General features: G+C 41.2%; 12 protein-coding genes. 8 read left to right on the top strand and 4 right to left on the bottom strand.

Annotated elements, in window-relative coordinates; all coding sequences use genetic code 11:
- Window positions 1–823 precede the first annotated feature (823 nt).
- On the bottom strand, window positions 824–1405 hold the full coding sequence (locus V7K27_RS13700; RefSeq protein ID WP_334947988.1) for a peptidase M15: 582 nt from the start codon (window positions 1403–1405) through the stop codon (window positions 824–826).
- A 359-nt stretch (window positions 1406–1764) separates the two neighbouring features.
- On the opposite strand from V7K27_RS13700, the gene V7K27_RS13695 reads away from it, so the two are divergent.
- The 8 genes from V7K27_RS13695 to V7K27_RS13660 all read left to right on the top strand — a co-directional run bounded on the left by V7K27_RS13695 (window position 1765) and on the right by V7K27_RS13660 (window position 9182).
- Window positions 1765–1998: a hypothetical protein gene (locus V7K27_RS13695; RefSeq protein WP_334947986.1), complete on the top strand. Its 234-nt coding sequence runs from the start codon at window positions 1765–1767 to the stop codon at window positions 1996–1998.
- A complete protein-coding gene (gene vapC, locus V7K27_RS13690; protein ID WP_334947984.1) occupies window positions 1995–2393 on the top strand; it encodes a type II toxin-antitoxin system tRNA(fMet)-specific endonuclease VapC in 399 nt (132 codons plus the stop codon). Before V7K27_RS13695 ends, vapC begins: the two co-directional genes overlap by 4 nt.
- A 5-nt stretch (window positions 2394–2398) precedes the next feature.
- Window positions 2399–2869 carry a Cys-tRNA(Pro) deacylase gene (ybaK, locus tag V7K27_RS13685; protein ID WP_334947982.1) on the top strand — a complete coding sequence of 157 codons (471 nt, stop codon included), beginning with the start codon at window positions 2399–2401 and terminating at the stop codon, window positions 2867–2869.
- A 452-nt stretch (window positions 2870–3321) separates the two neighbouring features.
- On the top strand, window positions 3322–3822 hold the full coding sequence (locus tag V7K27_RS13680; RefSeq protein WP_334947980.1) for a phospholipase D-like domain-containing protein: 501 nt from the start codon (window positions 3322–3324) through the stop codon (window positions 3820–3822).
- Window positions 3823–3839: 17 nt separating this feature from the next.
- Window positions 3840–5090, top strand: coding sequence for a GmrSD restriction endonuclease domain-containing protein (locus V7K27_RS13675; protein WP_334947978.1), 1251 nt, complete (start codon window positions 3840–3842; stop codon window positions 5088–5090).
- 49 nt (window positions 5091–5139) lie between these two features.
- Window positions 5140–6585: a transglutaminase domain-containing protein gene (locus tag V7K27_RS13670; protein ID WP_334947976.1), complete on the top strand. Its 1446-nt coding sequence runs from the start codon at window positions 5140–5142 to the stop codon at window positions 6583–6585.
- Window positions 6586–6942: 357 nt separating this feature from the next.
- Window positions 6943–7194 carry a hypothetical protein gene (locus V7K27_RS13665; RefSeq protein ID WP_334947974.1) on the top strand — a complete coding sequence of 84 codons (252 nt, stop codon included), beginning with the start codon at window positions 6943–6945 and terminating at the stop codon, window positions 7192–7194.
- A gap of 305 nt (window positions 7195–7499) precedes the next feature.
- Window positions 7500–9182, top strand: coding sequence for a DEAD/DEAH box helicase (locus tag V7K27_RS13660; protein ID WP_334947972.1), 1683 nt, complete (start codon window positions 7500–7502; stop codon window positions 9180–9182).
- Here the strand turns inward: V7K27_RS13660 and V7K27_RS13655 are convergent.
- The 3 genes from V7K27_RS13655 to V7K27_RS13645 all read right to left on the bottom strand — a co-directional run bounded on the left by V7K27_RS13655 (window position 9174) and on the right by V7K27_RS13645 (window position 11089).
- A complete protein-coding gene (locus V7K27_RS13655; protein WP_334947970.1) occupies window positions 9174–9656 on the bottom strand; it encodes a hypothetical protein in 483 nt (160 codons plus the stop codon). The two genes, V7K27_RS13660 and V7K27_RS13655, sit on opposite strands and share 9 nt — an antisense overlap.
- A 341-nt stretch (window positions 9657–9997) precedes the next feature.
- Window positions 9998–10459, bottom strand: coding sequence for a cupin domain-containing protein (locus V7K27_RS13650; protein WP_334947968.1), 462 nt, complete (start codon window positions 10457–10459; stop codon window positions 9998–10000).
- A 348-nt stretch (window positions 10460–10807) separates the two neighbouring features.
- Window positions 10808–11089: a DinB family protein gene (locus V7K27_RS13645; protein WP_334947966.1), complete on the bottom strand. Its 282-nt coding sequence runs from the start codon at window positions 11087–11089 to the stop codon at window positions 10808–10810.
- Window positions 11090–11483: the final 394 nt, after the last annotated feature.

The following is an 11483-nucleotide window of genomic DNA, read 5'->3' as shown; positions in this document are numbered from 1 at the left end:
TCGTGGATGCTTTGAGACTGACAAGATAATATTTTTAACATCTAATTCCATTTGGTTTGCGTTCTCTCATATCGCTTTTAGTCTAAACTCCAGTTGGTACACAAGGCGTGTTTCCATAGACCAAATCCCCTCACGGGGACTGAAACATGACTGATTACTGTAAGGGACAAATCCTAGCAAGTTTCCATAGACCAAATCCCCTCACGGGGACTGAAACCACCAAAAAGCTCCCCATCAACAATTGTGTCACTTTACCGACATGATGGCAGTAAAGTGGAAGCAGACGATGACAGTAAATGCACCTCAAAGGTTGATTACTTCGTTATGTAGAAAATGCGATCGGGGAAAATCCACAAAAGAGTGGAAGCAGTTGATGGCATTCAGAAGGCAGAAGGCAGTTCTTTGTAAGTAGAAAAATGGAAGCACAATCGTGGCAGTAAGTATGTGCCGCTATTAAAAATCAAGAAAACCCTTATTTATCAATGGTTGTTAGGTTTAGTACATTGGTGAGGGGTTAAGACAAAATCATTTTATCAATTAGTAATCATGCTGAAAGATGGGTAAATTATTGAGTATAATATTAACGTTTGTACTGAATTCTGAGGCAAAAACGAATCATGCTTTTAAACATGAGGTGTAGCCCGCCGTAGGCATCGCACGCCCAAAAATTCTGTTGATTACCCCCATTTTTATTTATATTTTAAGTACTATTGCTTATTGAAAAAAGTAAAATTATCTTAATCTCTCACTGATGCTTGATGGCGTACTGATGAAAAGAGATTTGGGGATAAATGAAGCGATCGCTCTCTTAAGCGTGGTGTAGTCAATCACCTAACCGTGTTGTAAACTCTTCATAAAACTGTTCATGTGAACCTAAATAATTTTCTGCGCCTAAACGTGTTAAATATCCCTTCTTGCCTGTGCAAGGATTAGGGATATAGCTGTAAATGTATAGTTTTCTGCATTCGGGATTTTCAGACCAACCAATATTGAACGCAGCATACTTGGGAAAAAATGTGATTGCATTGTAATAATCAATGTGATCATGAATCCACCATGCTAAAGCTGTCCAATCAGCAGTTTTCTCATAATAATCAATGAAAGAATTCACAATAATGCAGGCTGTAGCACCCATATAACCTTGAGCGTCTGGAACATCCCAGATATGAACTGCGTAGTTAGATGCGTTACTAGTGCAATTGTACTGATTTTTCTTTTCTGCACCTTTAGCATTGACAGCAGATGACCGATATCCAGAGCGAATGCTGATTCTTCCGAAAGCTTGTTGAATTGGTTCTAGAACTTGTTCACAAAGACTTTTGCCGGAGGCGATCGCCAAATCAGGATTATCTGGTATATTTGGGATTCCTTCAAGAAAGAGAAATTTCTGAGTGTAGAAAATCACGCATAAAAAAGTTTTTTGACAAACGTACCCGCCCTAATTCTTCTAATGATTTGACAGTTTGTGGTTTTTTCATCATTGTTAATTTAATTTGACGCGATGAATACCCGCAAATATAACTTGAGTGATGGAATGATGGGAGGGATGGCTGCGGTGGGCTGCGCCTACACATCAGTAGGTTACGTGAAAACGAGAATTTAGAAGATTCCCCAAGTGCTGTGCTGAAGCATCTGGGGGAACTGAAGCGACCGTATTTGACGGCTGTGGAGAAGAAGCTGTTGGGTTTGATTTAGCGAGAATACGGGATAATAAATTAATTACGATGTAATTATAAATAAACTAATGAGTGGGAGAAAGCAGTAATGGAGAGTATTAAACTATGTTCTCATGTTGGGGCTGATGGCATTTTGCATCTGGATATTCCATCGGGGATAGTAAGTGGTGATATTGAAGTAGAAGTAATCATTAAACCTATAAGTCAATCACAAAAAGAGTGGATGCCTGATTTTTTTGAAGAAGTGATTGGTGGTTGGGCAGGAAAACCTTTAGAAAGACCAGAACAGGGAGAATTTGAAACGCGGGAGACGCTGTTTTGACCTATCTGCTAGATACAAATGTTTGTATTAGACTATTGAACAATAGTAGCCAAGCAGTAACAACTCGACTGGTACAGCAGCAGCCAAAAGACATTTATCTTTGTACTGTGGTGCAAATGGAACTTTATTATGGGGCTTACCGTAGTACTCAAAGCGAACGGAATTTAGCATTGCTGGAAAGGTTTTTTAGTCAATTTGCTGTATTGCCATTAGACACAACAGCCGCCAGAGTTGCAGGGAGAATTCGCTCAGAACTGTCAGTAAATGGAACTCTCATTGGCCCAAGTGATTTATTAATTGCAGCGATCGCCCTAGTGAATAACTTGACGCTAGTCACGCACAACACAAGAGAATTTAGTCGCGTCAGTGGGCTTGTGATTGAGGATTGGGAATAAGAGCAATGAAAACGAATGCTGCTCGACTACTTGATAAACTAGGTATTGCATACCAAATCCTCAGCTATGAAGTAGATCCTACCGATCTGGCTGCTGAAAGTATAGCCCAGAAAGTGGGACTTCCGCCAGAGCAAGTTTTTAAAACTTTAGTAGTCAGAGGTGACACAACAGGTATCTGTTTTGCTGTTCTACCGGGAAATGCTCAGTTGGACTTAAAAGCTTTAGCTCGAATTTCAGGAAACCGGAAGGTTGAGACAGTTGCCCTCAAGGAAGTACAGCCACTAACAGGATACATCCGTGGGGGTGTGACAGCTTTAGCTAGTAAAAAAGACTATCCAGTTTACTTTGATGAAACTGCAACCTTATTTGAGCAGATTACTGTTTCTGGTGGGATGCGAGGAATGCTGCTTCTGCTATCCCCAGATGATTATTTACGTGCGGTCAATGGCACTTTGGGGGCAATTGTACAAAATTAGTGCTGGAGATTTTCCTGTTAAATACTAAGGACAAGCCGGAACTCAGAGGCAAAGGTGGGTCTTGGATAATGCTAGTTTAGTAGGTAATTATATAGATACTTAAACCTACGAAAATATATTTAGGTAATATTACTATTAAAAGAGTATTATTTGATAAAACTTTAATAATTGTCTATGTAATATCATGTAAAAGCTACGTTTTTCTAATCTTTCAAATTAGCATTAATTTAATAAAGTTTTCTACTGAAATTAACCATTTCCCTATGCAGTATCTAAAATAACTTCATAAGATATGGTAGGTGCTAAAAAATAAATAGGTTAAAAGCTATTTTATACTTGCGATTTTCCCAAATATAGTTAGTTGCATACTAGCACTCCAAACTAACCAGACATTAGGTTTAGGGGAGTGAGTTTTTGATGATTAAAGGAGGGATAAAGCACGAGAGTTATTTATGGTGCTGGCAGAACGAATGGATTTAACCCCAGAATTAAATGTGCGTATGTTTCTTAATGTTAAGCGACTCCACAACAGCGAAGTGCCAACTTCTACTTTACTGCGGGAGTTTGCCAGTACTTTTCGCCAAGATATTTGGCCAGGAAAAAGACTGTCTGAAGTATTTCATGATCCGCGATCGCTGACGGTGGGTGCGGAATCAAAAGCTTGTTTACACGCCAAATGTGTTGTTGTAGATAGGGAACGTGTACTTGTTACCTCCGCTAATTTTACAGAAGCGGCTCATGAGCGCAATATCGAAGCTGGTGTATTACTAAATGACCCAGTAACGACCACAATCGGGTACTCAGTGGAATTTACGCCTTTCCTCTCATGGTGCGTTACCTTGTTGGGCGTGGCGGACATCTTAGAGATTACACAGAGCGCGACAAGTTACTGTACTGGTATGTACATACTTTATTGTGGGGGCGGTACGCGGGTTCAACTGAGAGCGTTCTAACCCAAGATTTACACGTATTGGAATCTGAAGATAATCCGCTAGACCAACTTATCGCCAACCTACGGCAAAATCGCGGAGACTTGGAAATCAAAGCTATTGACTTTCAAGGTTGGGGTATGGGAGCAAGGTTTTACCCATTAGTTTATATGCTCACTCGCGTGCATCAAGCACAAGATTGGGATAGTGGCATCGAACTATCCAAACATCTTCTCGGTAAACATTGCTATTTGCAAGTCCATCATATTTTTCCGAAATCGCTACTTTCCAAAGCTGGATATCCCAAATCTGAAGTTAACGCGATCGCTAACCTGACATTTCTGACCCAAGAAACCAACCTCAAAGTCTCAAACCGACACCCTTCGGAGTATTTTGAGGCATTTGAGACAACCCAACCGGGTGCGATCGCAACGCATTGGATACCGATCGAACGCAGTTTGTGGCAAATTGAAAACTACCGTGATTTCTTAACCGCACGTCGTGAACTTTTAGCTCAAGCTGCCAATAAATTTTTGAATAGCTTACTCGCTGGGGACATTCCAGAACCGAAAGCGACAGATTCTGTTTTAGAGGGAGAAGCCATCGAAAGCTCTACTGTGGTTGTACCACTGGCTGAGGAACGAGTTTTGCAAGAATGTAATGTATGGGTGCAAGAGCAGGGATTACCGATGGGTGAATGGATGTACGAAATTGCTGATTCGACAAGAACAGTGAGTACAGTACTTGATTTAGCATGGCCTAATGGTTTGCAATCCGGGAAAAGTCAGCCGATTGCTTTGCTAATTGATGCAAATCAGGAAATAGAAGAGGCTGCAAATCGTCTTGGTTATCGCTATTTTACCGACATAGACAGATTCAAAAGCTATGTTATCCAAGAGGTTTTAGCTGTTGATTTTCCGACAGTAGACGATTACAAGCAAGCTTTTATAGCTATCAGCAGCCAACTGACGGATAGCCATAAACTTATGCTCAAAGCTCACTATCATGCACCCGCACAAATTATTACTGCAACTGAGTTAGCAAAAGCGGCTGGATATGAGCATTTTGGCGGTGCAAATCTTCAATACGCCAGAATAGGTGAACTACTTGCAAATTACTTAAACTATTTGCCACGTCAACACGACGATAGTGGTAAACCGTTCTGGTCACTAATGTTAGCTTCTGGGTACTGGAAAACATTGGAAGATGTTGAAATTACTAGTCAACGAGAATGGCAGTGGCAGTTACGGGAGCAGGTTAGTCAAGCTTTAGAGGATTTGGGTTGGGTATAAGGCAGGTATAAATCTCTTTAATTTAGTTACCTCTGGAACGTAAATCTATATGGGTGTTCTCTTTCAACTTATCGCTACATTAATTAAGTGGAGTGCGATCGCTATTATCTACCTCACACCCATTCTAGGTGTTTGGTTAGCATCTTCTCTAGCAGCCTACAATAATCGTTCTGCAAATTTCGCAGTAATAGCAGGAGTCTTTTTATTTCCAGTCTTTCCCTTACTGTGGGAAATATGGGCGCAAAGCAAGAGAAGCAAGGGCAGTCGGAGCAAAAAGCGCATTTTGACTTGGAGCGATCGCCTGACGCTCAGAACCCTTGTAATCAACTTTGTGGCGATCGCTGCTTTATTAGCATGGCAACCGCGCTTGAGTTTTGTAGCTCTCTCAACGCGAGGTGACTGGATGCTGGGCGACTTGCAAGGGCAACCAGTACAGTTAATTCGACAGAATCTATTCAAGCTGGCAAATGGTTTAGAGGGAATGTATCTTACCTTTAATAAAAATCCATTTGAACGTTACGATGACGGCAGTAGCAAAGTCCAACCACAACCCCAAACCGACCGAGATCCTTTTGAGAATTTAAAACACCAAGATACTGCCAAACTACAGCCTGCTAATAATACCAATGGTTGGGCATGGGAAGGTATGGGAATACATCCCGCAGTTGCCAATATGCCCAGCAGTGTAGAGACAAGCATCGCATCAGTTGCTCAGTATATTGTTAGTAAGGAATCAGATCCAGTACAGCGAATTAAAGCTCTTCACGATTACGTTGCAGATCGAATTGCATACGATGCTGAATCTTATTTTGCAGGGCAATATCCACCACAAGATGCCGAAACTGTATTTAGAACTCGTAAGTCTGTGTGTGCCGGCTATGCAAAATTATTAGAAGCATTGGGTAAAGCGGCTGGGGAAGAAATCATTTATGTCGTAGGAGATGCACGGACTCAAACCAGCGATCTTAGCGGTCAAGGTCACGCGTGGAATGCAGCAAGAGTAAAAGGACAATGGTACTTAATTGATGCTACTTGGGATAGCGGTTATGTCGATCGCTCTTCAGGTTTTACAAAAAACTACCGTACTGAATACTTAATGCCGCCACCAGAAGTTATGGTGATCAGCCATTTTCCGAAAGATCCTGCTTGGCAGTTGTTATCAAATCCATTACCGCTTGGTGAGTTTTTGCGCCAGCCGATGATGAAACCAAAGTTTTTTGCTGATGGCTTGCAACTTGTCAGCCCTGTGCGATCGCAGACCAATGTAGGTGATGAAGCAAAATTAGTATTGGCAAATCCTAAGAATGTTTGGTTATTAGCTAGCTATAACTCAAAAGATGGAGGCAACTCCCAATCTTGTGGTCACGCGGTACAAGGCGATCGAGTTACGTGTAAACTTCCTGCCTCCGGTTCCTATGAAATGCGGTTATTTACCTCTACTGAAAGTCAGGGTCAATTTAATTATGTAGGGCAATTGGAGTTTAACAAGTCGTGATGATAAAAACAAGTAATCTGCTATCCCCACAGTTGCTGCAAGACCATCGCCCAAGTTATCGCTCAAATTATAGGGGACACTTCGACACTAAATCAGTTTGATAACATCCCAGACTTACAGCAACAACGACAGTGGACAGAACAGGAAGCTGTAGAAATGGCAGCAAACAAGAAGCGAGATAATTATCTAAGTAGGTCGGTGTGAATATTTATCGTTAGGACAAGGCAGAAGCGAGTAGGCAGAAGGCAGGAGTGAAGGGGGTTATAGCATAGTTAATTTTTCTTTACATAGTTCGTTTTTTCTGAGTCGTTCTACTTATGTCAAAACAACATATCTAATAGCAATCCTGTTATTCTAATGACATCGCTGATTAAAACCAAGCAACAGGTTTCTCAACCATTGCCACCAAATAATATTACCTTGACTCGCGCTCAGAGTCGTGGGGCTGCACGAGCAAGACATCGCGCTTTAAATTTATCTATTTCGCCACCAACAAACAACACAACTTTATCTTCATTAGTAAGCTGTCCTTATTGCAGTGCAAAAGTTAAAACTACAAAACTTGAATTACATAAAACAAATAAATGTCCTAAACGACCATTGCTATAGGTGTGATAGCTCCTCTTCCTATATTTGAAAATTAAGTAATTCATTAGGTATAAAATAAATTAACCAATTTTGGTTCTTCGGTTACTTTTTGTTAAGCTTGAGATACGAATATTTTATTATTCCGTGGTAAGCGCAAAATTATTGATTCAATTAATACTATAAAACATAGTAACTTCTTAAAGTTGGCTACACATTGCGTCTTTTTGTCACTCAATGGCAACATAGCAAAAATGCCAGAGTAAATTCATTAGGTTTATACTGACATTCAGTAACAAATAATTTACTGCTAGCAGAAACATAAATTTGTGACTGATAACAAACCAACTGATTACGCCGCAATTATCCGTGCCGCCAACCAAACGATTCCAGAACCCCCTGAATGGCTAAGTGCAGGTAAATATGTTTACTCACCGGAGTATGGAGTTGGGGAGGTAATGGCATTATTGGGCAGACGGTTGATTGTCAAGTTTGTAGAAGAGGTTAAGCCAACTCAGTTTGTCGATTGGGAAGAAGCGATCGCTTTGGGGTCAATTAAACCAAGTAACGCCAACTTAGTTTCTTCCACAACATTCCTTGAAGAGAACAACGCCGCAGTCACAAGAACTGCGGAGCGCATTCAACAAATCCCCCAGGTAGTATTTCAGTCTGTAGCGCAAGAACTGATTGCAAGCATTAGGGCGATAGATATCAAAAATACTAACCAAGGGATAATTCACCCCCTACCGGGCGATTTACCACCTGCTTTACGTTTAGCGTTACAGAATAACGGTATCACCCAGATTTATTCTCACCAATTAGAAGCTCTAACAAAGTTACGTGCTGGGTTTGACTTGAGTCTCACTACGCCTACAGCAAGCGGAAAGACGCTGTGCTACAACCTGGCTATCCTGGAATCGTGTATTAAGGAACCGCAAACAACAGCACTATATATTTTCCCGCTTAAAGCATTAGCTCTTGACCAAATGCGAAAGTTACAATCGCTTGTCAAGGCAATGCCCAACAATCGTCTCAAACTCGCACTGATGACGGGAGATACTCCAGCTAATGAGCGACAACGTTTTTTTATCCCCAACCCCCCAAATATCTTGGCAGTCAGCCCTGACTTATTGCATTACTATCTTTATAATGTGCGCCGTCGGGATGATGGAGAAGGATGGCGACAGTTTTTAAGGCAGTTGCGCTACTGTGTAATTGATGAAAGCCATACCTATACTGGGGCTTTTGGCGCACACTTTGCGAATCTTATGCGGCGGCTCAGGTTAGCAGTTGATGCAGTTGGCGGTAATTCCCAAAGACTGCAATTTATTTGTTCTAGTGCCACGATCGGAAATCCTCAAGATATGGCATTGCGGTTTAGCGGCAGAACCCATCAACCCCAAAGATTACACCTGATTGAGGATAGCGGCGCTCCTCATCAAGGACGTACCTTATTATCTCTTGCTCCAAACAGTGCAGCTAATGTTGAAGCTACTAAAATAGTGATTTCCTGGTTACAGCATAATCTCAGTGGGATTGTCTTTTGTAACTCTCGTGCAGCTGTCAAAGGTTTACTTGGGTTAATCCAACGAGAAACACAACGCATTGGATTAGGTTATTTAACTTCCAAGGTAGCAGTTTTCTACAGTTCCTTAACGGGCGATCGCCGTAGCGAGATTATTCAAAAACTCCAAGGTGGACAAATTAAGGTAATTATTTCAACTTCTTCCCTAGAAGCAGGAATCGATTTACCTGAACTAGACTGCTGTTTAATTCGGGGGTTTCCAGGTAGCTTGATGTCATTTTGGCAACGAGTTGGTCGAGCCGGACGCAAACAGCACGGGCTAGTGATTTATCTGCCATTAGGACAAAACCCGATTGATGTATACTACGCTCGACATAACCAAAAGTTACTATCAGGAGAAGTTGAATCTGCCGCATTTAACCCTGACTATCCAACCATTCTAGGTAAACATTTAGAATGTGGTTGCATTGAAAGTAGTTTAGCTTAATGTAGTTTCTACTTGGGTTAATTTATCTTTAACTTGATGATAAAACTGTATTTCTTTGTCAAAATCACCTGCTTCTTGGGCTAAAACAGCATCATCAGATAATTGATAAGCCTGACTAATTAAATTACCTGCCGTTTCGGACTGCTGTTGAGTATAACCAAGTTTCATATATATAGTAGCTGCTGCTGATGCCAATTCTGCAAACTCCTCAGCATCATGTAACCAATATATTTGTGCTTGTAATTCCCCTAGTGTGGCTGCTAAAGTCTCATTCATATTCAATTTAACTTTTCCTATAAGGCAATCTGGTAGTGATGCGTTCAGGGTTTCCTCTAAGAAAATGAATTGGGCGATCGCTGAAACGATAATGCGTTTTTTACTCTTTGAGATTAGCGGATGCTCCCCTTTTAGTAAGCTAAAGCTAATATTCCAAGGGTGATGCAACGGGAGCTTGATGATAACGATGAAGACCATTCAGTGTAGGGTTTGTGAACTGTGTTGAGGATTGAAAGCCGATGTGCGCCTAATTCCCCAGTGACCATTGTATAGCGGTCATCTTGCTTCATTTTTATCCCCAAAATGTCATTTGGAGTAATTGTAAAGCAATCACTTCTAGCATCATCAGGCGATCGCCTGATCACGGAAATAACTGTTGAAGTGCGCCGTTCTTAGAGGATGCATGGCGATCGCTCCCCCTTACAACCCTCAAACCCTGCTAAAATCCCTGTATCAAATATACCAACTACCATGTCTGGTAAAGGATTTGGTCAAGGTAAACCCACAAAAATAGTACAAAAAGCATCCTGCAATTATTGCTAGTAGGGACTGGGAGCAGGTTCTCCCACACTGTTAGTCCAGATGTCGTCTGGCAGCGATCGATCGCGGTGACATACCCGATCAAGGTCAGGATACGTGATTGTGTCTACTGCCGCTCGGTTGCCGACTACTAGGCATCGCGTTGCCTTGGCGCTGCGATTCTCAAGGAAATGACCTACCGCCACTCCTGCTTGAAAAGTTGCAGCGTCGCCAGGACGTAATACAGTCTTTGTGTCTCCTTCAATGAGCGTGATCTCGCCTTCGAGGACATAGACCATTTCATCCTCAGCACTATGCCAATGCTTGATAGATGAACAAGAGCCAGGTTGCAGAACTTCGATGAACGCGCCAAACAGGGTAAGCCCTCCTGCTTCGCTGATCCAGAGGGTGCGATTTGGCTCGTGCGCGGTGTGAGAAGGGCTCTCCTCTACGACGAAACGATCAGGAGTGATAACAGTCATACTGACACCTCTAGGAATTCTGGGGCATATATCTATTCCATAAAGTTTGGCAGATAAAACCGTAGTTTATCAACTTTCCTCTCGGAATAAGACTAGACAATCATGAACTTAAAACTTATTAAAGCCGACAAGCGTAATCCTTACTATGACTTGTTAGAAATCATAGTAAGGATTAAAGGGAAGATCCGTAGAGCCATAATCGATATCCATTTTGTGGAATTCTGAGGTAATTTGGCTTCTGTGATGGGTTTGGTGATTAAACATTTGCAGGTAATAAAAGGATCTAGGGATTTTTCTATTTCTATTTAATCTCTCACTCCATAACTCAAAAACTTCATCAAGCCAATCTTAGGAACATTCTTGTGATTCACTCAACAGTCTGGAGTCAAATTCAGCACGCGCTATTTTCAGTTCATCATATCCAGGATATAGAATGAATTTAGGGTCGAATGCAGGTAAAGACTTTGTATGAATTAAGGTATGAATAGTTTGATCTACATTTTGAATGTGGTTAAGAGTCTTGAATATAGAACCAAAAAACATTCCTCTCTCAACATAAATCTCTTGAGCAGTGAGTTGGTCACAGATTGCAATTAGATTGCTATTCTGCCATCTATTGTATAAAGCCATTGTTTCGAGATATTTTGCTGTAATCATATCGTTTAGGCTACTTAGCTATGATTTATCGCTGATTTGAGAAATGTTGGGATTGAAAATTTATTTGCAGTAAAGGCACTTCACAAAATATATACTATATATTTTGTTACAAAGTGCCAAGAAGATAATACAATATTTTTAAAAATAAGATAGTGTTGGTTTGCAGCACCTGAAGCAGGGCGGTCACATCAGAATCAATAGGGGTGCTTTATTGCTAATAAGCTCAAATACAATCGCATTAAGCTATACTTATTGATAGCAGCTTAGGCGTTAGCCTAGTAGTGTATGTCATTAGTTTTGATGGGTTCTGTCCTATCGTTTTATAATAACGATGTGTCGGCATATCGGGACACGAGTCTCCGTGCGA

The organism is Nostoc sp., from assembly GCF_036919575.1.
In the GTDB taxonomy this organism is placed as follows: domain Bacteria; phylum Cyanobacteriota; class Cyanobacteriia; order Cyanobacteriales; family Nostocaceae; genus Nostoc.
Note: the sequence above shows the minus strand (reverse complement) of the source record. Positions and strands in the feature narration are given on the sequence as shown.

Excerpts from the sequence above, each read along its gene's own strand:
- V7K27_RS13680 (WP_334947980.1), top strand. The coding sequence starts at position 3,322 with ATGGTGCTGGCAGAACGAATGGATTTAACCCCAGAATTAAATGTGCGT.
- V7K27_RS13645 (WP_334947966.1), bottom strand. The coding sequence starts at position 11,089 with ATGGCTTTATACAATAGATGGCAGAATAGCAATCTAATTGCAATCTGT.
- V7K27_RS13695 (WP_334947986.1), top strand. The coding sequence starts at position 1,765 with ATGGAGAGTATTAAACTATGTTCTCATGTTGGGGCTGATGGCATTTTG.
- V7K27_RS13650 (WP_334947968.1), bottom strand. The coding sequence starts at position 10,459 with ATGACTGTTATCACTCCTGATCGTTTCGTCGTAGAGGAGAGCCCTTCT.
- V7K27_RS13655 (WP_334947970.1), bottom strand. The coding sequence starts at position 9,656 with ATGGTCTTCATCGTTATCATCAAGCTCCCGTTGCATCACCCTTGGAAT.
- V7K27_RS13670 (WP_334947976.1), top strand. The coding sequence starts at position 5,140 with ATGGGTGTTCTCTTTCAACTTATCGCTACATTAATTAAGTGGAGTGCG.
- V7K27_RS13665 (WP_334947974.1), top strand. The coding sequence starts at position 6,943 with ATGACATCGCTGATTAAAACCAAGCAACAGGTTTCTCAACCATTGCCA.
- ybaK (WP_334947982.1), top strand. The coding sequence starts at position 2,399 with ATGAAAACGAATGCTGCTCGACTACTTGATAAACTAGGTATTGCATAC.